Origin of the sequence: Streptomyces sp. Ag109_G2-15 (genome assembly GCF_900215565.1) — a bacterium.
GTDB classification, from domain to species: domain Bacteria; phylum Actinomycetota; class Actinomycetes; order Streptomycetales; family Streptomycetaceae; genus Streptomyces; species Streptomyces diastatochromogenes.
The window spans coordinates 7,116,353-7,138,882 of sequence record NZ_OCNI01000001.1 but is presented as its reverse complement, the minus strand read 5'-3'; the positions used below and the strand labels follow the sequence as shown (position 1 = coordinate 7,138,882).

Sequence of the window (22,530 nt, the reverse complement as noted above, 5' to 3'; positions counted from 1 at the left end):
CCTTCGCGTTGTGCACGGTCTTGTTCCTCACTGCTGCTCCCAGGAGCGGAAGGCCCGCAGGTGTTCGGGTGTGGTCACGACGTCCAGCCGTTCGTCGTCCGGGTCGCCGCCGCCGAGCGCGGCGAGCAGCCGGCGGGCGGGGGCGTTGCGCGGGGTGCGCTCCGCGGTGAGCCGGACCTTGGCGCAGCCCAGCTGCTCGGCCCGGTCGGCGAGCCAGGAGAGCAGCCGTTCCTCGACGCCCCGGCCAAGGGCACGGCAGCTCATCAGCCAGGCGAGGACGTCGAGCTGGTCGCCGTCGGCACCGACCGCGAGCAGGGCGATCTGGCCGTAGTCGCCGAACCGGTCCCGTGCCGCCGCCGTCCACACCTCACCCCGTTCGCGCCAGCGGCCGAGGTCGCCGCCGTCGGCGGACCGGGCGCGCAGGGTGAACTGGTTGGTGCGGCGCACGAGTTGCTCGCCGCGCTCGACGTCCGCGTCCGCCAGCTCGCGGATGTCGACCTCAAGGTTCAGCTGGGCGAGGAACTCCTCGAACCCGGCGCCGTCGCGGACGGCGTCCCGCTCGCGTTCCTGTGCGTAGAACCGGGCCCGCAGGGCGTCCTCGGCGGTCGCCGCGGCCGGGACGAGGGGCCACAACCGGCCCAGGAACGGGTCGAGTTCGGCGGTCGGCGGGCAGGTCACGGACAGCACCTGCGGGTGCGCCGAGCGCATCCTGGCGATCTCGGCCGGGTTGTCGTCCAGGAACAGGAAGCTGTCCAGGCCGAGGTTGAGGGTGCGGGCGGCTTCGGCGAGGCGGTCCGGCTTGGGGTTCCAGGCGGCGGAGACCACGCTGAAGTGCTCGGCCTTCAGCAGGCTGTCGGGCCGGTCGAGGACGGCCCGGACCGTGGCCTCGTCGTTGTTGCTGACCAGCGCCAGCAGCGCGCCCGCTTCCCGCCACTGGAGCAGCCTGCGGGCCAGTTGGGCGCGCGGGCCGGTGAGGTCGACCGCCTCGGGGCCGGCCTCGCCCGCCACTCCGCCCCACAGGGTCTCGTCGCCGTCGACGGCGATCACCTTGGGCGCGGGACGCCGTACGGCCCGTACCACCTCGGCCAGGCACAGCGCCACGGCTGCCTGGAAGGCCGGGCTGAAGGGCAGGTGGGCGAGGCGCTCGGTGCGCTCGTCGAAGGGGTCCTCGACGGTGTGCTGCCGGGTCCACTCGTCGGGCCCGAGCACCGCGATGCCGGGCAGTCCGGCCAGGTCGGCGGCGATCCCCCGCTCCCATTCGAGGTGGCGGTCCGTGGGCCGGGCGGTCGGCAGGATGCCGACGACCAGCGGCCTGCGGGTGCGTTCGGCGAGGGACTTCAGCGCGGCCGGGTAGGCGCTGCGCAGTTCGGCGAGGACCGTGTCGTCCACCGGTCCGAACCGCTCCAGGTCGGCGGCCCGCAGCAGGACGACGCCCACCGCGGTGGCCGGGTCGGCGAGGACGCCGGAGGGGTCCTGGAGGGCGGCGAGCACCTGGTGGTACGGAGCTTCGGCGACGGTCGCCCGCTCGTCCTCCAGCGCGGCCTCGCACATCAGGGGCAGGTTTCCGAGCGCGAACGTGGCGGCGAGGGCGAGACGCGGTCCCTCGACCGGTGCCTGCTGAACCGGCCCCTGGCGACCGGCCGTTGCGCTCTCCCCGGCATGCTCGGCCGCGACCCGTACGACCGTGGTCGCGTCCTGTGCGGTCTCCGCGAGCAACCGCAGGAACTCCTCGCCGAGTTGGGTCGCGGTGTCCGCGTCCAGGATGTCGAGGTTGTGGTCGAGGCGGACGGTGCCCGTGTCCGGGGTCATGGTGATCATCAGGTCGAGGTCGGTGTGGCCGACGCCGGCGGGCAGTACCTCGAGGTGGGTCAACCGGCCCGAGAAGCGGACGTAGTTGAAGTACACCTCGACGAGCGGCGCGTTGGCGCGGTGCAGGCCCTGCCGGGCGAGCGTGGCGAGGACGTCGGAGAACATGGCGCCCTTCGCCAGGATCCGCTGCAGCCGCCGGTCGGTGCGGACCAGTACGTCCGCGACCCGTTCCCCCGCCGCCGCCTGGGCGGGGAAGGGCACGGGGACGCCGAAGAAGCCCACCGCGCCGTACGCGTCGGCGTGGACGCGGGTGTCCACGGGCACGGCGAGCGCGAACCGCTCCCGTTCCCGCTTCCTGGCCAAGAGCACGGTGAGGGTGCCGAGGCAGAACGCGGCGGGGGTGACGGCCAGGGCGCTCGCGGCGGCCGAGATCCGTTCCATGAGTCCGTCGGGGACGGTCACGGTGACGCTGCCGGACCGGTAGGAGCGGGTTTCCGGGCGCGGCCGGGCGAGGGTCAGGTCGAGCCGTTCGCTGCCCTGGAAGGCCGCGCGCCAGTCGTCGCCGGGGCCGTCGCCGCCGCCTTGCTGGGCCTCGATCAGGAGGTCGATGTCCCGGTTGGTGACGGTGCCGTCCAGCGGGGTTCCGGAGAGTTCGGCGTCGATCTCCGCGGCCACGAGGAGCAGGGACTGCAGGTCGCTGACCGCGTGATGGGCGCCGAACACCAGGATCTGGCCCCGCGGGCCGCCGTCGGCGAGTTCGAACCGCCACAGCGGCGGGACGGCCAGGTCGAACGGCGGCTCCAGGAGCAACCGCAGCCGCTCGGCGGCGTCGACCTCCGTGGCCTCGGTCCATCGCAGCAGCGGCGTGGGCGGCTCACGGTCCACCCGTAGCTGGCGGCCGCCCTCGGCGCCGGTCACGACGGCCGTGCGCAGGGCCGCGTGCCGGGCGGCGAGCCGGTCCAGGATGCCGGTGAGGGCTTCGCGAGTGGTCGGTGTGGTGAGCCGTACGGCCAGACCGACGCCGTGGGCCGCGTCGGGCATGTCCGGCTGGGCGCTGCGCAGGAGTCGTACGACATCCCGGGTCGCGGGCCGCAGTTCGGTCTCGGGCACCTCCTGCGCGGGTGACTCCTCGGCCCGCTGGGCCGGGGCGGCGCGCTCGGGCAGGGCCTCGCCGAGGGCGCGGGCGAGACCGCGGATGTCGGCGGCGGAGAACACGTCGGCGGCCGGGAGGTCGACGCCCAGGTCGCGGGCGAACGCGTTGCGCAGCCGGACCAGCATCAGCGAGTCCAGGCCCAGCTCCTTCAGGGCCGTGGTGGCGAACACGTCCACCGCGCCGCCGGAGACCTCGCCGACCCGGGCCCGCACATAGGTCTCGAGCCACTCGGTGCGCTCCGGCCCGGTGGCGGCCCCGAACACCTTCTTCACCAGGTCGTCGGTGTCGCCGCCGCCGGCCGGGACGGTCACCAGGTCGGCGAGCAGGGGGCGGCTGCGTGCCGCGTCCGGGTCGAGAGCGAGCAGGTCCCAGTCGAGGGCGATCGGGGCGAGCTGGCGGCGGGCGGTCGTCAGCACCCGTTCGAACAGCTCGCCGCCGTCCTGCGGGGAGAAGGCGACCAGGCCGGAGCGGCTGGTCTCGGCGGCCCGGGTACCGGACTCGGCGACCATGCCGACGCCCGCCCAGGCACCCCAGTCCAGGCTCAGCGCCCGTCGGCCGGTCCGGGAGAGGTGGTGCGCCCAGGCGTCGAGGAAGGCGTTCGCCGCCGAGTACGGGCTCTGCCCGGCCGAGCCCAGCAGGCCGGCCGCCGAGGCGAACAGGACCAGGTTCTCTGCCTCCGGGACCAGTTCGGTGAGCAGGGCGGTGCCGAGCACCTTGGGCGCGAGGACGCGCCGGACGCGCTCCTCGGTGAGGTTCGCGAGGGTGGCGTCGTCCAGGACACCGGCGGCGTGGACCACGGTGGAGACCGGGCCGGCCTCGCGTCGTACGGCGTCCAGGGCCGCGGTGAGTCCGGCCCGGTCGGCGACGTCGGCGCGGGCGAGGTGCACGGTGACGCCCCGCTGTTCGAGGCCCTGGATCCAGGCGGTGGCGGCCGGGTCGGGCGTGCCGCGGCTCAGCAGGGCGAGCCGCCGGGCGCCCCGGCGCACCAGCCGTTCGGCGACGATCCGACCGAGGCCGCCCAGGCCACCGGTGATCAGGTGCACGCCGTCCGGCAGTTCGGGGTGGCCGTCGTCGTCGGGGCGGGTGCGGGCCAGGCGCGGGACGAGGCGGCCGGTGCCGCGCAGCGCGACCATGCGCTCGTCGTCGGCGTGCCACAGCTGGGTCCACAGCTGCTCGGCGCCGCCGTCGGCGGGCAGGTCGACCAGCGTGGTGGCGAGTTCCGGGTGTTCCTGGGCCACGGCGAGTCCGAAGCCCCAGGCGAGGGCCTGCTGCGGGTGCGTCACCATGGTGCTGTCACCGGCGGCCTGGCTGCCGCGCACGACGACGAACAGGCGCGGTGTCCGGCCCGCAGGCCGCTCGCGCTCGGTGAGGGCCCGCACCAGGTGCAGGGTGCTCAGGCAGCAGAGCCGGGCGGCCTCCTCGGCGCTGCGGTCGTCGCGGACCGGCGGGGCGTCGAGCGCGGACAGCTGGACCACCCGCTCGGGTGGCGCGTCCGCGAAGGCCTCGTCCAGGAGCCGGCCCCACTGGTCCGGGTCGGCCGGGTCGAGGACGTAGCGGCCGGGGCCCTCGGCGCCGTACGCGGTGCCCGGGCGTGCGACGACGTGCGGCGTCAAGTCGCCGAGTCGGTCGATGAGTTCGTCGGCGACGCCGGTCTCGTCGGCGAGGATGAGCCAGCCGCCCCCGGCGGGCGGCTCCTGTGCCGCGGGGCAGGGCTGCCAGCGGGTCTCGAAGAGGGCGCCGTCCAGTGGGGAGAGCGCGGCGAGCCGGAACTCGTCGGCCGCCAGGACGAGTTGGTCGTTCTCGTCCCACAGGCGCAGGTCGAGGACGGCGGTGTCGCCGTCCACCGCGCGCAGGTCGCAGCTCACCCAGGCGGGTGCCGTGCGCAGGCCGGTGAAGCGTACGTGCCCGGCGCCGGCGGGCACGAACGCCCTGCCCTGCGGGGCGGCGGCGGGCAGCGCGGCCGCGTGGAAGGCGGCGTCGAGCGTGGCGGGGTGCAGGAGGTGACCGGCGGCAGGCCGGGCGGCCAGGCGGGCCACCGCCGTCGTGCCGCCGTCCCGGTGGCCCTCCGTCAGGCCCCGGAAGGCGGGGCCGTAGTCGATGCCGAGCGCGGCGAGGCCCGCGTAGACGGCGGGCAGGTCGACCCGCTCGGCGCAGCGCTCCCGCAGGGCGGCGAGTTCCCCCGCGTCCACCGACGGCTCCTCGGCGAGGGCGATCCGCCCGGTCACGAGCCGTTCCCACCGACGCTCACCAGCCGGCGCCGACGCGATGGAGAAGTCCCGGAAGCCGTCCTCGGCGGGCCGCAGCACCATCTGCAGCCGTACGGGCCGGTCGGCGTCCAGGCGCAGCGGCTGCACGAACCGGACGTCGGCCAGCTGCACCTCCTCGCCGTCCGAGAGCGTGGTCGCCGCCTCCAGCGCCAGGTCCAGGAAGGCCGCGCCCGGCAGCCACACCTCGCCCGTGACCCGGTGGTCGGTCAGATAGGCGAAGCGGCTGTCGCGCAGGTCGATCTCGCTCTGGAAGAGGTCCCGGCCGGGTTCGTCGCTGGCCTGGACGTGGGTGCCGAGCAGCGGTGAGCCGCCGGTGGAGGTGGCCTGGACGGGCGCGAGCCAGTGGCGTTCGCGGGCGAAGGCGTAGGTGGGCAGGTCGGCGCGGCGGCCGCGCGGGAAGAGGGCCGTCCAGTCGGGCGAGTGTCCGGCCTCGTACAACTCCCCCAGCCTGCCGAGCAGTACGTCGTGCCCGTCCCGGCCCCGCCGCAGCGAGCCGATGCCGGTCGCGTCGATCCCGGCCTCGGCGGCCACGGCCTCGATCGCCGAGGTGAGCGAGGGGTGCGGGCTGAGTTCCACGAAGTAGCGGTATCCGTCGTCCAGCATCCGGCGGATGGTGTCAGCGAAGCGGACCGGCCGGCGCAGGTTGTCGAACCAGTAGGCGGCGTCCAGGCCGTCCCCGGGGACGGGTTCGGCGAGCACCGACGAGTAGAGCGGGGTCGGTGTGCGGGTGCCCCGGATGTCGGCGAAGCGGTCGAGGAGTTCGGCGCGCAGCGGCTCCATGAGTGGGGTGTGCGAGGCGAACGGCGTCGACAGGACGCGCGTGGGGACGCCCCGCTCCTCCAGTTGACGGCGCAGTGCGGTGAGCGCGGCCGCCGCGCCGGACACGGCGGTGGCGCCGGGGCTGTTGACGGCTCCGACGAAGAGCCGGCCGGCGTAGGGCTCCAGCAGCTCCTCGACCTCGGCAAGTGGCAGCTCCACGGCGAGCATGCCGCCCTGCCCGACGAGCGGTACGACCGCGGCGGCCCGCCCGGTGACGGCGGTGACGGCCTCGTCCAGGGTGAGGGCTCCCGCGCTGTACGCGGCGGCGATCTCGCCCAGGCTGTGGCCGACGACGGCGTCCGGGGTGACGCCGAGTTCCCGCCAGGCGGCGGCCAGGGCCGCGTTGACGGCGAACAGCACCGGCTGGAGGTATTCGGTGCGGTCGAGCGGGGAGAACTCCTCCGGCGCCCGCAGCACGTTGAGCACCGACCAGCCGGCCTGTCGCTCGACGGCGGCGTCGATCCGGGTCAGCTCCGCCCGGAAGGCCTCGGACTGGGACAGCAACTCCAGTCCCATGCCGGACCATTGGCCCCCGTGTCCGGCGAACACGAAGGCGACCTTGCCGGTCTGGTCCTCGCGGGGCGCGGACACGGGCTTGCGTCCGCTGCCCAACGCCTTGAGGGAGGAGAGCAGTTCGTCCCGGTCGCCCGCGACGACCGCGGTGCGCCACTCGAAGTGGCTGCGGTGCCGGGCCAGCGTGTGGGCGACGTCCGGGAGAGCGGTGCCGGCGGTGACGTACCGGGCCAGCCGGGCCGCCTGCCCGCGCAGCCCGGCCTCGCTGCGCCCGGAGATCGGGAACAGCAGCTTCCCGTCCGGGAGTTCCGTGTCCTGCCGCGGCCGGGCGGGGGCTTCCTGTTCGTGCCGCGGCCGGGCGGGGGCTTCCTCCACGATGACGTGGGCGTTGGTCCCGCTGATGCCGAAGGCGCTGACCCCGGCCCGCCGCACCCGCTCCCCCGTCGCCGGCCAGGCGACCGGTTCCTGGAGCAGCCGGAGTCCGCTGCCCTCCCACTCGACGTGCCGGCTCGGCGTGCCGGCGTGCAGGGTGCGGGGCAGGGTCTGGTGGCGCAGCGACTGCACGACCTTGATCAGCCCGGCGACGCCCGAAGCGGCCTGCGCATGGCCGATGTTGGACTTGAGCGAACCCAGATGCAGGGGGCGGTCCTGCGGGCGGGAGCCGGCGAAGACCTCGGCCAGGGCGTTGGCCTCGATCGGGTCGCCGAGGGTGGTGCCGGTGCCGTGCGCCTCGATGTGGTCGATGTCGGCGGGTGCCAGCCCGGACAGCTCCAGCGCACGGCGGATCACCTGTTCCTGGGCCGGGCCGTTGGGCGCCGACAGGCCCTGGCTGCGGCCGTCCTGGTTGACTGCCGTACCGCGCAGCACCGCCAGCACCTCGTCGCCGTCCCGCTCGGCGTCGCTCAGCCGCTTGAGGACGAGCATGCCGGCGCCCTCGGCCCAGATCGCACCGTCGGCGTCGTCGGAGAAGGAGCGGCAGCGGCCGGTCGGGGACAGGCCGCGCAGGCGGCTGAACTCCACGAAGGTCTGCGGGGTCACCATCAGCGTCACCCCGCCGGCCAGGGCCAGGTCGCACTCCCCGGCGCGCAGGGCCTGGGCGGCCAGATGCGTCGCCACCAGGGAGGACGAGCAGGCCGTGTCCACGGTCAGGGCCGGGCCGTGCAGGCCGAGCGCATACGCCAGCCGGCCGGAGGCGACGCTGAGCGCCGAGCCGGTGCCGACGTAGCCGTCGAGCTGGTCGAGGCGGGAGCCCGCCAGGTAGTCGCTGCCGAACATGCCGACGTACACACCGGTGGTGCTGCCCGCGAGCCGGGCGGGCACGATTCCGGCGCGTTCCAGCGCCTCCCAGGCCGTCTCCAGCAGCAGCCGCTGCTGGGGGTCCATGGCGGCGGCCTCCTTCGGGGTGATGCCGAAGAAGCCCGCGTCGAAGGACTCGATGTCGTCCAGGAAGCCGCCCTCGCGGGCGTAGGACTTGCCGAGGGCGTCCGGGTCGGGGTCGTACAGCGCCTCCACGTCCCAGCGTCCGGCCGGGAACGGGCCGACCGCGTCCCGGCCTTCGGTGACCAGTCGCCACAGTCCGTCCGGGTCGCTGACTCCGCCGGGCAGCCGGCAGGCCATGGCGACGATGGCGATCGGTTCGTCGCCGACGGGCACGGTCGTACGAGCCCGCTGATCCTTGCGTGACGGGCGCCCCAGCACGGTGGCCAGCAGGTACTCGGCCAGCCGGTCGGCGGTGGGGTGGTCGAAGAGGAGGGTGGCGGGCAGGCGGGTACCGAGCCGGGCGCCGATGCGGTTGCGCAGTTCGACGGCGGTGACGGAGTCCATGCCGAGCTCGCGCAGCGGCTGGTCGGGGCGTACGGACTCGGCCGAGCGCAGGCCGAGGGCGCGGGAGGCCTCGTCCCGGACCAGGGCCAGGACGCGCTCGGCCCGCTCGGGCTCGGGCAGCCGGGCCAGCCGGTCGGCGAGGGCGTCTCCCCCGGTGCCGCGCGGGGCGGGCAGCAGCGAGCGCCACAGGGCGGTGCCGGCCGCGTCCGACGAGCGCAGGCGGGGCAGGTCGAGGGCCCAGGCCACCAGGTGCGGGGCGGTGCGTCGAAGGGCCAGCGCCACGAGGTCGCGGCCCTGGTCCGGGGTGAGCGCCCGGTGGCCGAGCCGGGCCATGCGGTCCAGGTCGGCGTGGGCCGCGGCGAGGCCCTCACCGGCCCAGGCGCCGAAGGAGATCGAGCTGCCGGGCAGGCCCAGGGCCCGCCGGTGGTGGGCGAGTTGGTCGAGGAGGACGTTGGCGGCCGCGTAGTTGCCCTGGCCCGCGTTGCCCACGACACCGGCGGCCGAGGACACCAGCAGGAACAGGTCCAGCGGGGTGTCGGCGGTGAGCCGGTGCAGCAGGAGGGCCCCGTCGACCTTGGGCCGCAGCACCCGCGCCAGCCGCTCGGGCGTCAGCTCGGCGACCACCCCGTCGTCGAGGATCCCTGCGCAGTGCACGACACCGCGCAGGGGCAACTCGTCGCCGGCATGGGAGAGTACGTCGGCGACGGCGGCCGGGTCGGTGACCTCGCACGCGACGACCTCGGCCGCGGCGCCGAGCGCGGCCAGCTCGGCGACCGTCTCGGCCGCGCGGGGATCCTCGGCACCCCTGCGAGCCGTCAACACGAGCCGGGGAACGCCTCGTTCGGCGAACAGCCGGGCGATGTGCCGACCGACGGCACCCAGACCACCCGTGATCAGGACGGTCCCGTCCGTGGGGAGCTGGCCGGCCCCGCGCCGCTCGTCCCGGTCGGGTCGTGCGCGCACCAGCCGGGGGGCGAACAACGTCCCTTCGCGGAGGGCCAGTTCGGGCTCGTCGGCAAGGCCCGCGGCTGCCCTGAGCGCGGACGCGGGATCGCCGTCGTCGAGGTCCAGCAACGTCAGCCCGAGGTCCGGATGCTCGGCACGGGCACTGCGGACCAGCCCCCACAGCACCGACTGGGCGAGCCCGGCCACCGGGTCGCCGTCGGCGGCGGCGATCGCACCACGGGTCACCCACACCGTCCGGGCGGGCGCCTGGTCTGCGGGGAGCGCGATGAGCCGCCGCAGCTCGGCGAGGGCGGCGGCCGCCAACTCATGGGCACCGGACAGTGGTTCGTCGGTGCGCGGCCAGAATCGTACGGCGACATCGGCGCCGGTCTCGCGACGCTCCAGGCCGTGCAGCGCGGCCTCGGCCTGCGGTTCGGCCGCATCGCCGGCCACGGTCCAGGTGAGGTCCGGCGCGGCGGCGGGCGGCTCCTCGGTGACGGCCGTCCAGGCCACCTCGTAGAGGTGCCGGGCGTTCTCCGAGCCGGCGTCGAGGTCGGCCGGATCGGCGGCGCGCAGACGCACGGCCTCCAGGCTCCCGGCGGGCAGGCCGTCGGCGTCCCACAGCGTGACGTCCAGGGTGAGGTCCGAGCCGGCCTGGCTCGTGCGCCGCACCTGCGCGGTCAGGTCGCCCGCGCCGCCGTACGGCAGGACGCAGCGCCCCACGGCGACGGGGAGCAGGGCGCGTCCGTCGGCCGCTCCGAAGGCGGCCGTGACGTGCAGAGCGGCGTCCAGCAGGGCCGGGTGCACCGGGTAGGGGTCGGCCGTGTCGCGGGCGGCGGAGGGCAGGGAGAGACGGGCCAGGAGTTCTCCGTCGCCGGTCGTGACCGCCGACCGTACGCCCTGGAAGGCGGGCCCGTAGCCGAGGCCGAGGTCGGCCAGGCGGTCGTACGTCTGCGCGGTCCAGGCCTCTTCGGCGGTGTCGGGCCACTGCGGGGGGCGGCCCGCGCTGAGCGGGGTGGACTCGGCGGCGGAGGCGGTGGCGTGCAGGGTCCAGCCGGGGGCGTCCTGGCCGCGCGGGCGGCTGTGCACGGTGATCTCGGGTACGGGACCGGCGGTGACGACCTCGACGGAGACCTCGACCGTGCCGGAGCCGGGCAGGACGAGGGGGCTGAGCAGGAGCAGGTCGGTGACGTCGGCCGCGTCGTCCGGGCGGGCCACGGCGAGCGCGGCACGGCACAGCTCCATCAGGGTGGTGCCGGAGACCACGGTGCGGCCGAACACGGTGTGGTCGGGCAGCCAGTCGGCGGTGGCCGGGGACCACTCGTTGCGGAAGGTCCAGCGGGTCTCGTCGGCGGACTGGAGCTGGATGCCGAGGAGCGGATGCGTGGCCTGGTCGAAGAGGGCCGGGCCGCCGGTGGCGGTCTCCGGGTCGATCCAGTGGCGCTGCGCGTCCCAGGCGTAGGTCGGCAGGTCGGCCATCTCGCCGTCGGGGACCAGACGGCGCCAGTCGAGCCGCCGTCCGTGGACGTGGAGTTCGGCGGCGGCCCGGTCCAGACAGGCGGGGCCGTCCTCGTCGCGGCCCAGCGAGCCGACGGTGGTCAGGTCGTGGCCGGTGTCCTCGCCGATGGTGCGCAGCGCGGTGAGCAGGGCCGGGTGGGGGCTCAGCTCCACGAAGTGGCGGTAGCCGTCGGCGAGCATGCGCTCGACGGTGGGCGCGAACCGGACGGTTTCGCGGAGGTTGGTGTACCAGTAGCCGGCCTCCAGCTCCTCGGTGACCGGTTCGGCGGTGACCGTGGAGTACCAGGCGATGTCCGTCGGGTACGTGGTCACGCCGTCGAGTTCGTCGAGGATCCGCTCGCGGACCGGTTCGACCCGGTCGCTGTGGGAGGCGTAGTCGACGTCGAGACGGCGGACGAACACCTGGCGTGCTTCGAGGCGGGCGAGCAGCGCTTCGACTGCTTCGACGGCGCCCGCGACCACGGTCGCCCGGCCGCTGTTGACGGCGGCGACCGAGACGGAACCGTCGAGTTCGGCCCGGACCTCGCCGTGGGGCAGTGCGATCACGGCCATGGTGCCGGTGCCGGACACGCCGGTCAGGGCCTGGCTGCGCAGGGCGACGACGGCGGCCGCGTCGTTGAGGCTGAGCGCGCCCGCGACGCAGGCCGCGGCGACCTCGCCCTGGCTGTGCCCGATGACGGCGTCCGGGCGGATGCCCCGGGCGCGCCAGACGGCGGCCAGCGACACCATCACGGCGAACAGGGCGGGCTGGACGACGTCCACGCGGTCCAGGGACGGGGCGCCGGCGTCGCCGCGCAGCACGGCCGTCACGGACCATTCGGTGAACGGGCGCAGCGCAGCGTCGCAGCGGTCCAGCTCGTCGGCGAACACGGGGTCCCGGTCCAGCAGGTCGCGGGCCATCCCGGCCCACTGGCTGCCCTGTCCGGGGAAGACGAAGGCCAGCTTTCCGGCGGGGGCGGTCCGCTGGGGGCCGGTGGTGTGCTCGGGGGTGGGGTCTCCGTCGGCGAGGGCGCGCAGGGCGTCGAGCAGCTGGGTGCGGTCGGGGGCCCGAACGACCGCCCTGTGGTCGAAGTGGGTCCGGTGCTGGGCGAGGGTCGCGGCGACCGCGGTGAGCGGCAGCTCCGGGTGGGATTCGAGGGCGCCGAGCAGCCGGGCGGCCTGGCCGTGCAGGGCGGGGAGGCTGCGGGCGGAGAGGGGGAAGAGAGTGGGGGTGACGGCCTGCTGTGCGGGGGTGTCGGCGGCGGATTCCGGCGCTTCCCCGGCGACTTCAGGCGCTACCCCAGCGGGTTCCGGAGCTTCCTCCAGGACCACATGGGCGTTCGTGCCGCTGATCCCGAAGGCGCTGACCCCGGCCCGGCGCACCCGGTCCGCGGTGCGCGGCCAGGCCTGTCCGGCGCTCTGCACGTGCAGCCCGCTGCCGGTCCAGTCGATCTGGTCGGTGAGGCGCTCGGCGTGCAGGGAGGCCGGCAGGTGCTCGTGGCCGAGCGCGAGGACGGTCTTGATGATCCCGCCGATGCCCGCGGCCGCCTGGGTGTGGCCGATGTTGGACTTCAGGGAGCCGATGCCGAGGGGGCGGTCGGCCGGGCGGTCGGGGCCGAACACGTCGGCCAGGGCCCGGAGTTCGATGGGGTCGCCGAGCCGGGTGCCGGTGCCATGGGCCTCGACGTGGTCGAGGTCGTGCGGGCTGAGCCCGGCCGCGTCCAGGGCGGCGCGCAGCACCCGTTCCTGGGCCGGGCCGTTGGGGGCGCTGAGGCCCTGGCTGCGGCCGTCCTGGTTGATCGCCGAACCCTTGACGACGGCCAGGATCCGGTCGCCGTCGCGGCGCGCGTCCGCGAGCCGCTTGAGTACGACGAGACCGCAGCCCTCGGCCCATACGACGCCGTCCGCGTCGGCGGAGAACGGGCTGCACCGCCCGGACGGGGACAGCCCGCGCAGCCTGCTGAACTCGACGTGCCCGCGCGGAGTGACCAGCAGCGTGGCCCCGCCGGCCAGGGCGAGATCGCACTCCCCGCTCGCCAGGGCCCGCGCCGCCAGGTGCAGGGCGACCAGCGAGGACGAGCAGGCGGTGTCGACGGTCACCGCCGGCCCCTGCAGGCCGAGGGTGTAGGCGATGCGTCCGGAGGCCACACTGGCCGCCGAGCCGGTGCCGACGTGTCCGTCGAGCTGGGTGAGCGGGGCGGCGGCGAGGTAACCACTGTCGTACAGGCCGAGATAGACGCCGGTGGAGCTGCCGCTCAGGGACTCCGGGAGGATGCCGGCGCGTTCGATCGCCTCCCAGGCGGTCTGCAGGAGCAGCCGCTGCTGGGGGTCCATGGCGGCAGCCTCGCGCGGGGAGATGCCGAAGAAGGCCGCGTCGAAGCGGTCGATGCCGCCGTCGAGGAAACCGCCGCGCAGGGTGTAGGCCTTGCCGGTGGCCTCGGGGTCGGGGTCGTACAGACCGTTCGTGTCCCAACGGCCCGCCGGGACCTCGGAGATGGCGTCCTCACCTGTGGTCAGCAGCCGCCACAGGGCCTCGGGGTCGTCGGCGCCGCCGGGGAAGCGGCAGGCCAGGGAGATGATCGCCACGTCGTCACCGGGACCGGTCCGCTCAACGGCCTTGCCGGGCAACGGCGTTCGGGTCCGCAACGGTGCGAAGACGGCCTGCGCGACGGCGTCGATGGTGGGGTGGTTGAAGACGAGGGACGGTTCCAGGGGGCGGCCGGTCAGCGTGCCGAGTTCGGCGGCCAGGGTGACCAACTGGCGTGATCCGAGGCCGAATTCGGCGAGCGGCCGGTTCGGGTCGACGTCCGCCGGGTCGGTACCGGCGGCCTCGGCGACGGCCGATGCCAGCCAGGCCCGGACGCCCTCGGAGGTCGTCAGGGACGGCTCGGGGGTGTGCTTCGGGGACTCGTTCGCAGGCATCTGGGCAGGTGTCCTCGTGAACTCGGGCTCAGGCTGGATTCCGTACCGGGCGACGGGTGTGCGGTACGGCGAAACAGGCGGCGTACGGCCGCAGGGGCCTCCCGCGCCGACGGGCGCGCGGGAGGCGGGGCTGTCACCCCACAGCGGGTGCGGTCACCACGGAGAGGGTGCCGTCGAGGTACGCCGTCCGGGTGGCGCGGCGCTGGATCTTCCCGCTGGAGGTCTTGGGGATGGTGCCCGGCTGGACCAGGACGACATCGCGCAGGGACAGGCCGTGGGCCTCGCCGACCGCGCTGCGGATCAGGTCGGTGATCTTCTCGGACTCGCCGGCGTCGTCCGGGGCGATCTCGGCGACGAGGACGGGCTGTTCACCCTCGGCTGCGGTGTCCACGGAGAACGCGGCGGTGCAGCCGGGGCGCAGGGCCGGGTGGGACAGTTCGGCGGTCAGCTCCAGGTCCTGCGGGTAGTGGTTGCGGCCGTCGATGACGATGAGGTCCTTCAGGCGGCCGGTGACGAAGAGTTCGCCGCCCCTGAGGAAGCCGAGGTCGCCGGTGCGCAGGAACCGCCCCTCGTGGCCCTGGAGCCCGGCCCGGAAGGTCTCGCGGGTGGCGAGGGCGTTGCGCCAGTAGCCCTTGGCGACACTCGCTCCGCCCACCCAGATCTCGCCGGTCCCGCCCTCGGGCAGCTCCTCCTGCCGCTCGGGATCGACGATCGCCACGGTCACGCCGGGGCCGGGCCGGCCGCAGCCGACGGCGGCCGCGTCGGCCTCGCCGGCGTTCGGGGCGCCGTCGGCGGCGGCGAGCAGCGTCGGCGGGGTGTCCACGGTGCCGCCGGTGACCATCAGGGTGGCCTCGGCCAGGCCGTAGCAGGGGTAGAGGGCCTCGCGGCGGAATCCGGCGGGGCCGAAGGTGTCGGCGAAGCGGCGCAGGGTGGCCGCGCGCACCGGCTCGGCCCCGTTGAAGGCGACCTTCCACGAGCTGAGGTCGAGGCCGTCGAGCAGCTCCGGGCCGGCGTGCTTCAGGCACAGTTCGTAGCCGAAGTTGGGGGCGCCGCTGGTGTGCGGGCGGTAGCGGCTGACGGCGGCGAGCCAGCGGGCCGGCTGCTGGAGGAAGTGCAGGGGCGAGAACAGAGTGGCGGTGGTGCCGAGGTACACCGTGTTCAGGACGGGACCTATGAGCCCCATGTCGTGGTAGACCGGCAGCCAGCTGACGAACATCTCGTGGTCGTGTGCCTCGATCGCCTCGGGCGTGTGGCCCATGCGCTCGGTGATGACCCGCTCGTTGTCCAGCAGGTTCCCGTGGGTGACCACGACACCGCGCGGGGCGGAGGTGGAGCCGGAGGTGTACTGGAGGAACGCGACGGAATCCGCGGTGAGGTCGGGTTCGCGCCAGGCGGCCGCCGCGTCGTCGGGGATGTCCTCGGTGGTGAGGCGGGCGATCCCGTCGAGTTCGGGCAGATGTGCGGCCATGCCGTCGAGCGCGGCGATCACGTCCCGGCCGCCCAGGATGACCTTGGCGTCCGCATCGGCCACCAGGCGCTTCATCCGGGTGAGCGCACGGTGGTTCTGGGAGCGGCCCTGCGGGGGCACGCCCGGTACGGCGACCACGCCGGCCGACAGACAGCCCAGGTAGGCGCAGATGAACTCCAGGCCGGGCGGGTAGAGCAGCATGGCGCGCGATCCGGCCAGTCCACGCTCCTGCAGGTGGGCGGCGATGGCCCGGGAGCGGGTGGCCAGCCGGCCGTAGGTGAGTTCCTGGATCTCTCCGTCGCGGTCACCGGTGACGAGGTGGCGGTATGCGGTGCGCTCCGGATGGTTCGAGGCGTGCGTGGTCAGTAAGTCGACCAGGGAACGTGCCATGGGACGAGTCTCACCTGTCTGAAGAGGTGGGCGCGGGAAAGGTGTTCGACGGCCGGACCGCACGGGCGGTCGCCGGTCGAGTCAACCCGGCGTCCTTGCCGGGTCGTTGGAGTCGGCCCCCCGGCCAGGGAGCCACGGGTCGGACGGCTGCGCGTGTTCCCCCCGCAGCGACTGGCTACCGACGAGTAGCACCTTAGCAAGTCCGTTCGGCCGAGCGGCCGAACAAATGTAAACAGGCCGTATCCAAGGGAGTTGGACCAGCACTCACGCAGCGCATGCGATCTACGACACAGTGCGTTCAGGAGACCTTTATGCCCCGAATGCCGGACACGTGAATCCGCCCTATCGTTCTGTCATGGAGCACGCACTGAGTCCCGCAACCCTCGCCGAACTGCGGCGTCCGCGTCCCTACCCCGCGGTGTCCGTCCTGACGCCGACGCACCGCCGGGAGCCCGAGAACGGCCAGGACCCGGTCCGGCTGCGCAATGTGGTGGCCGAGGCCAGGAAGCGGCTGGAATCCGACCCCGCGGTCACCCGGGAGCGGCGCGCCGACATCGTGGCACAGCTCGACCGAGCACTGGCGGAAGTGGATCTGGCGCACGCCGAGGACGGTCTGGTGATCTTCGCCGCCCCGGGTGAGCACCAGGTCTGGTCGCTGGCCCGCACCGTCCCCGAGCGGGTGGTGTTCTCGGACACCTTCCTCACCCGCAATCTGGTCTCCGCGCAGGCCGCCGAGCGGCCCTTCTGGGTGCTGTCGGTCGCCGCGGACCGTGTCACCCTGTGGAGCGGCGGCCCCGACCGGGTCGTCAAGGACCACTCCGGCGGCTTCCCGCTCGTCCGCGGCCGCGAGAACTTCGACGCGGAGCGCCAGGAGCAGATCGGTGACATCCCGAGCATCTACGTCGACGAGGGCACGCGCCAGTTCCTGCGCGAGGCGGACACCGCCCTGAGCACGGTCCTGCGCGACGAGCCCCGCCCCCTGTACATCACCGGCGAGCAGGCGGCCCTGTCCCTGCTGGTCGACGTCGGCAGCGCCGCGAAGTCCGCCGTGCAGGTCCCGCACGGCGGCCTCGCCCACGCCGGTCCGGAGGCCGTGTGGCAGGCGCTGCGGCCGGTCCTGGAGGAGGAGGCCCGTAAGGACACCACGTCCGTCATGAGGGAACTGACCTCCGCACGCGGGCACAAGGCCTTCGCGGCCGGGGTGGACGAGCTGTGGCAGAACGCCCGGGACGGCCGCGTCCGGCTCCTCGCGGTCGAGGAGAACTACCGCGTGACCGTCCGTGATCAAGGTGACCATCTCATCCCGGCCGAGCCCGGTGACCTGGACTCCCGCGACGACATCGTGGACGAGATCGTCGAGCAGTGTCTGGAGACCGGCGCCGCTGTGCGCTTCGTCCCCGACGGGACGCTGGGCGACGAGAACGGCATCGCGGGGGTGCTGCGGTACTGAGGAACACCCCGGGCGGCCGTGCTCAGGCACTCCCCAGGCAGCGCTCCCCCTGCGGCGTACGCTACGGCGCGATCGTCGGCGAGAGGGAGCGCGCACATGGGTGACCTGCTGGGTGTGGCCGTACTGGGTGCCGGACACATGGGAGCCGACCACATACGACGCCTCGATCAGGTAGTGAGCGGCGCCAGGGTGGCCGCCGTGGCCGACCCCCAGGTCGAGCGCGCGAAGGAGGCGGTGGCCGGCCTGGACGGCGTCGCCGTGCACACGGACCCGGTGGCCGCGCTGGAGGCGCCCGGCGTGGCGGCCGTGCTGATCGCCTCCCCCGGCCCCGCGCACGAGGAGGCGCTGCTCGCGGCCTTCGAGCGCGGCCTGCCCGTGCTGTGCGAGAAGCCCATGGTGCCGGACTCCACAGGTGCGCTGCGGGTGGTGGAGGCCGAGGCGCGGCTCGGCCGCCGGCTGGCCCAGATCGGCTTCATGCGGCGCTACGACGCCGAGTACCGGCGGCTGAAGGCCCTGCTGGACGGGGGAAGCCTGGGCCGTCCGCTGATGCTGCACTGCACCCACCGCAACGTCTCCTCGCCGCCCGACTTCACCAGCACCATGCTGATCAACAGCTCCGTCGCGCACGAGATCGACGCGGCCCGCTGGCTGCTCGGGCAGGAGCTGACGGCGGTCACCGTGCTGCGCCCGGCGTCCTCGGCGGGTGCGCCCGAGGGCCTGATCGATCCGCAGTTCGTGCTCTTCGAGACCGAGCGCGGCGCCCTGGTCGACGTGGAGGTCTTCGTCAACTGCGGCTTCGGCTACCAGGTGCGCTGCGAGGCCGTGTGCGAGGCGGGCAGCGCCCGGATCGGCGACGAGCACACCATGCTGGTCACCCGCCGGGGCAGTGCCGCCGAGGAGGTGGCGCAGGACTACCTGGTCCGCTTCGCCGACGCCTACGACCGCGAGGTGCAGGCCTGGGTCGACGCCACCCGGCGCGGCGAGGTCACCGGCCCGAGCGTCTGGGACGGCTACGCGGCCTCCGTCGTCGCGGAGGCCGGGGTCCGGGCGCTGGAGACCGGCGGCCGGGTGACCGTCGGCCTCGCCCCGCGCCCGGACCTCTACGCCGGGGTCAGCCGCTGACGCTCGGGGCGCCGGTCTCCAGGTGCCCGGTGAACCGGCGCGACCAGGTCGCGTCGGAGTCGACGGTCACCGTGAAGTCGTACCAGCCGTTCTGGTACGCGACGGCGTTGAAGTAGTCCTCCGTCGAGGTTCCCGCGGCGACGGTGTAGGTCCAGGGACCGTCGGTGCGGTAGTGGTTGGAGGTGATGGTGAACTTCACCGACGACGCACCCGAGTTGGCCATCTTGAAGTAGATCGCGAGCTTGCCGGTGCCCGGTTCCACCGCGTAACGGGTGCTCACCTCCGCCGACTTGCCCGCCTTGGTGGCATCGCCCTGGAAGCGGCGCAGGAAGCGGTTGGGGCCGACCATGGTGAGGTCGTACTTGCCGGCGCCGAAGCCCGTGCCGATGTTGAAGTAGTCGGAGGCGGTGCCGCCCGCGTCGACCGTGTACTGGTACGGCGTGGTGTCGCGGTAGGCGTTGGGGTGGAGGGAGAAGTGCGCCGCCCTGGCCGCCGGGCCGCCCTGGTTGGTCATGGTGAACCAGGCGAGGATCTTGCCGGCGGCCCCGAACTCCAGGTGGTCCAGGTATCCGCCCGGCTGGTACGGCAGCGCGCGGGCCGCGCGGGTGCCGGACTCCTGGGCGGGCAGGGCGTTGTTCGTCGGCACGGGGTTGGGCAGCGGGCCGCAGGTGCCTATGCCGATGACGCTCGTCGCGGGCAGCGAGACGGAGCCGTAGACCGGGTTGGCGAAGTCGAAGACACCGGTCAGGTCGCCGCTCACCTTGCGCCGCCAGTCGCTGATGTTGGGGCAGTTGGCGGGCTTGCCGATGGCCGATGTCCAGGTCTCCAGGAACCGCAGCACCGACGTGTGCTCGAAGACCTCGGAGGAGACCCAGCCGCCACGCGTCCAGGGCGAGATGACGATCATCGGGACGCGGAAACCGAAGCCGTACGGCACCCCGTTGAGGAACTCACCCGGGGTTCCGGCGGGCGGGGCCGGGGGCGGGACGTGGTCGAAGTAGCCGTCGTTCTCGTCGTAGTTGAGGAACAGGACGGTGGAGTCGAACACGTCCTGGTCGGCCGCGAGGGCCTGGTAGACGAGGCTGACGAAGTGGGCGCCGTCGCCGGGCGGGGCGTACGGGTGCTCGGAGAAGGCCTGGTTGGGGACGATCCAGGAGACCTGCGGGAGGGTGCCCGCGAGGACGTCGGCCTTGATGGCGGCGGCGATGTCGTCCGGGGTGGAGCCGGTGGCCTTCGGGACGGAGGACATGCCGCGGTCGTAGAGCGGGTCACCCGCCTTGGCATTCGCGAAGTTCTTGAAGTAGGCGCAGCCGTTGTCGCCGTAGTTGTCGGCCGCGTTCTGGTAGACCTTCCAGGTCACCCCGGCGGCCTGCAGCGCCTCGGCGTAGTTCTGCCAGGTCAGCCCCGACTCGTCGCCGCCGTCGTAGCTGGTGGAGTCGACCTTGCCGCTCCACAGGAAGGTACGGTTGGGTCCGGTCGCGCTGAGGGCGGAGCAGAAGTAGGCGTCGCAGATCGTGTAGTTGTCGGCGAGCGCGTAGTGGAACGGGATGTCGGAGCGGTCCAGGTAGCCGAGCGAGCGGACGTTGCCGACACCCGAGACCCAGCTGTCGAGGCGGCCCTTGTTCCACGCGGAGTGCTGCGAGGACCAGGAGTGCGGCAGGTCGCCGCTGCACTGGGCGAGGGTCTCGCCGTCCTTGCCGCCCGCGGCCGGGGTCGCGCTGAGCTTCCACGGGTACTGGCGGCCCGTTCCGTTCGGCTGGTTGAAGACCGGGTAACCGCCGCTCAGGGTGATGCCGCTGCGGTCGTCGAAGCCTCGCACGCCCTTCAGGCGCCCGAAGTAGTGGTCGAAGCTGCGGTTCTCCTGCATGAGGATGACCACGTGCTTCACGTCCTTGATCGTGCCGGTCGCCGTGGCGGCGGCCGCGCTGCGGGTGACGGCGCCGAGCGCCACCCCCGCCGCCACGGATGCGCCGAGCCCCACGAAGCCTCTTCGGCTGATCGGTGTCATTCGCCCCGTCCTCGTCACCGGCGTGCCCCTGCGGCACACCGCGCGCCAGGGTGCCCGCAGTGATCGTCGAGGTCCACAGCCGTGCGGTGAGGCTCGAGTGAATAAAAGTCAAAGTCCGGAAACCGCCCCCGCCGGCGGCTCACACCCCGCCGAACAGGCTGCTCAGACCCCGTTCCACCACCGCCTCCACGTCCTCCTGCCCGGCCGGTACCACCGCGTAGGTGTGCAGCAGGAAGCGGCGCAGTGCCGAGGTGGGGAACTGGAGCAGGGCGAGACCGCACGGGGAATGGAGTTCGAGGACCGTCCGGGTGCGGCCGTACGGCCATATCTGTACGTCCCCGTGTCCGGCCGGGGCGCGCAGGCCCTGGTCCAGCAGGGAGCGCGCGAAGGTCCAGGTGACCTCGTCGCCCGCCAGGGTGGCCTCGGGGGGAAAATCCACGAAGACGGCCAGTGGGTCGTCCGCCGCGTAGCGCAGCAGGGCCGACACCGGGACCTCCCGGTCCTCGGCGGTGATGAGACGGGCATGGGCGGGCTGCTCGACGATGATGTCCATGCCATTAAGGAGTCTTCGGAAGCCCTTCCCAGGACGCCAAATCCGGACAGAGTTGGTGCGGATCGAGCAGTCGGCGGCATCATGGAACATCTGAGCGTCGAACAGACGGCTGAGCACTGCGGCGAAGCCCTACGGTATGGGTCAAGTCCCGTAGGAGGAACTACGACTTGAGCCCACCCGCGCGTACGTCATTCGTACCCTCGGATCAGCCAGGGAAGACTCTGGCATATGCCAGAAGCACCACCGTATCGTGTGTTGCCAAATCCCTTACAGGGCGTCGCGGGCTGTGCCACAGTCGTAACGGTCCCTCCGTCCCCCTTGGCCGTACCATCCCCCTTCGGAGTGCGTCATGCCGTCCCCAGTTTCCGCGGACCGCTCAGCCGCCCAGCCGCCCGGGCGCGGCTCGGTCGAGGCGTTGATAACGCAGGCGCGGCGGCTCAGGGGCGACGTGGACGCCGTACGGCGGGACGCGCAGAACGAAGGTTCGGACCCGGAGGAACGCTGGCAGCGGGCGCTGTACGACCTCGCACTGCACCAACTCGAGGACCTGGACGCCCATTTGGCACAGCTGCGGGACGGTCCGGAGCCCGCCCCCGCCGACGAGCCCGCCGAGACCCTGGTCGTCCGGCCGGCGGTGGCCGTCGGCGCACCGCGCGCCTCGCTGCTCAGCCGTGTCGGCAGCGCGGAGTGGAACCTGCTCACGGACGAGGCGAGCTGGTCCGGGGAGCTGTACCAGATCCTCGGCCTCGACCCGGACGGCCCCGCCCTCACCCTGGACGAACTGCCGTCCCTGGTCGTGGAGGAGGACCGGCCGAAGCTGACCCGGATGGTGACGGACTGCCTGGTCGACGCCAAGCCGATCGACGGCGAGTTCCGTGTCGTACGGCCCGACGCCTCCGTGCGGACCGTGCACATGATGGGCGAGCCCGTGCTCGGCGGCGACGGCAGCACCACCTCGATGTGGGCCGTGCTGCGCGACGTCAGTGAACTGCGCCGCAGCCAGCGGACGGTGCGCGAGACCCGTGACTCGCTGCAGCACCACCAACGGCAGGCGCAGACCGAGCAGCGGCTCGCGGTCGAGCTGCAGGAAGCCGTGCTGCCACCCTGGCGCGGCTCCCTGCGGCTCCCGCACCAGGGACCGCAGACCCTCGACCTCGCCGCCCACTATCTGCCGGCCGCCACGACCGCCCTGATCGGCGGCGACTGGTACGACGCGCTGGAGCTGTCCGACGGCGCGACCCTGCTCAGCGTCGGTGATCTCACCGGGCACGGTGTCGCCGTCACCTCCGGTATGGCGATGCTGCTGGGCGCCGTGCGCGGCATGGCGATGGCCGGCGCTCAGCCCGGCCCCCTCCTGGCCATGCTCAACCAGTTACTCGACGCCACCGTGCAGCCCGCCCTGGGCAGCGCGGTGTGCTGCCAGTACCGGCCCGAGACCCGCACCCTGGTGTGGGCGCAGGCAGGACACCCCGCCCCGCTGCTGTACCGCGACGGGACGGGGCGCATGCTGAACGCACCGGACGGCGTCCTGCTCGGTGCCACCACGGGCGCCACCTACGGGCAGGCCGAAGTGGCCCTGGAGCCCGGCGACCTCCTCCTGCTGCGCACCGACGGACTGGTGTCCGGGCACGGCGGTACCAGCGCCGTGGACCGCCTGCTCGACCTCGCGCCACGCTTCGGCGCGGCGCGTAGCGCGCAGGACTGTGTGCGGACGGTCGTGGAGGAGTTCGGCGGAGCCGAGCGCGAGGACGACGCCTGTGTGCTCGTCGCCAAGGTCACCTCATGAGCCG

General features: G+C 73.7%; 7 protein-coding genes. 3 read left to right on the top strand and 4 right to left on the bottom strand.

What is annotated here, in order from left to right; genetic code table 11:
* Nucleotides 1-27: 27 nt before the first annotated feature.
* Nucleotides 28-13,749 carry a type I polyketide synthase gene (locus CRP49_RS32110; protein WP_097256494.1) on the bottom strand — a complete coding sequence of 4,574 codons (13,722 nt, stop codon included), beginning with the start codon at nt 13,747-13,749 and terminating at the stop codon, nt 28-30.
* Nucleotides 13,750-13,882: 133 nt separating this feature from the next.
* Nucleotides 13,883-15,607, bottom strand: coding sequence for a fatty acyl-AMP ligase (locus CRP49_RS32105; protein ID WP_097256493.1), 1,725 nt, complete (start codon nt 15,605-15,607; stop codon nt 13,883-13,885).
* Nucleotides 15,608-15,962: 355 nt separating this feature from the next.
* Between CRP49_RS32105 and CRP49_RS32100 the strand changes: the two genes are divergently transcribed.
* Together CRP49_RS32100 and CRP49_RS32095 are read left to right on the top strand one after the other, a co-directional pair.
* The gene (locus CRP49_RS32100; RefSeq protein WP_097256492.1) at nt 15,963-17,057 is read left to right on the top strand and encodes a chemotaxis protein; all 1,095 of its coding nucleotides are present in this window, start codon (nt 15,963-15,965) and stop codon (nt 17,055-17,057) included.
* A gap of 96 nt (nt 17,058-17,153) precedes the next feature.
* A complete protein-coding gene (locus CRP49_RS32095) occupies nt 17,154-18,179 on the top strand; it encodes a Gfo/Idh/MocA family protein (protein WP_097256491.1) in 1,026 nt (341 codons plus the stop codon).
* Here CRP49_RS32095 and CRP49_RS32090 read toward each other — a convergent pair.
* Together CRP49_RS32090 and CRP49_RS32085 are read right to left on the bottom strand one after the other, a co-directional pair.
* The gene (locus tag CRP49_RS32090) at nt 18,169-20,187 is read right to left on the bottom strand and encodes a phosphocholine-specific phospholipase C (protein WP_097256490.1); all 2,019 of its coding nucleotides are present in this window, start codon (nt 20,185-20,187) and stop codon (nt 18,169-18,171) included. The two genes, CRP49_RS32095 and CRP49_RS32090, sit on opposite strands and share 11 nt — an antisense overlap.
* A 139-nt stretch (nt 20,188-20,326) precedes the next feature.
* On the bottom strand, nt 20,327-20,740 hold the full coding sequence (locus CRP49_RS32085) for an SsgA family sporulation/cell division regulator (protein WP_094219162.1): 414 nt from the start codon (nt 20,738-20,740) through the stop codon (nt 20,327-20,329).
* Between the two features lie 349 nt (nt 20,741-21,089).
* On the opposite strand from CRP49_RS32085, the gene CRP49_RS32080 reads away from it, so the two are divergent.
* Nucleotides 21,090-22,526 (top strand): PP2C family protein-serine/threonine phosphatase, encoded by a 1,437-nt coding sequence (locus CRP49_RS32080; protein ID WP_097256489.1) that lies wholly within the window; start codon nt 21,090-21,092, stop codon nt 22,524-22,526.
* Nucleotides 22,527-22,530: the final 4 nt, after the last annotated feature.

Bases quoted from the DNA above. Each gene is read 5' to 3' on its own strand.
- CRP49_RS32100 (WP_097256492.1), top strand. From the start codon at position 15,963: ATGGAGCACGCACTGAGTCCCGCAACCCTCGCCGAACTGCGGCGTCCG.
- CRP49_RS32080 (WP_097256489.1), top strand. From the start codon at position 21,090: ATGCCGTCCCCAGTTTCCGCGGACCGCTCAGCCGCCCAGCCGCCCGGG.
- CRP49_RS32110 (WP_097256494.1), bottom strand. From the start codon at position 13,749: ATGCCTGCGAACGAGTCCCCGAAGCACACCCCCGAGCCGTCCCTGACG.
- CRP49_RS32090 (WP_097256490.1), bottom strand. From the start codon at position 20,187: ATGACACCGATCAGCCGAAGAGGCTTCGTGGGGCTCGGCGCATCCGTG.
- CRP49_RS32105 (WP_097256493.1), bottom strand. From the start codon at position 15,607: ATGGCACGTTCCCTGGTCGACTTACTGACCACGCACGCCTCGAACCAT.
- CRP49_RS32095 (WP_097256491.1), top strand. From the start codon at position 17,154: ATGGGTGACCTGCTGGGTGTGGCCGTACTGGGTGCCGGACACATGGGA.
- CRP49_RS32085 (WP_094219162.1), bottom strand. From the start codon at position 20,740: ATGGACATCATCGTCGAGCAGCCCGCCCATGCCCGTCTCATCACCGCC.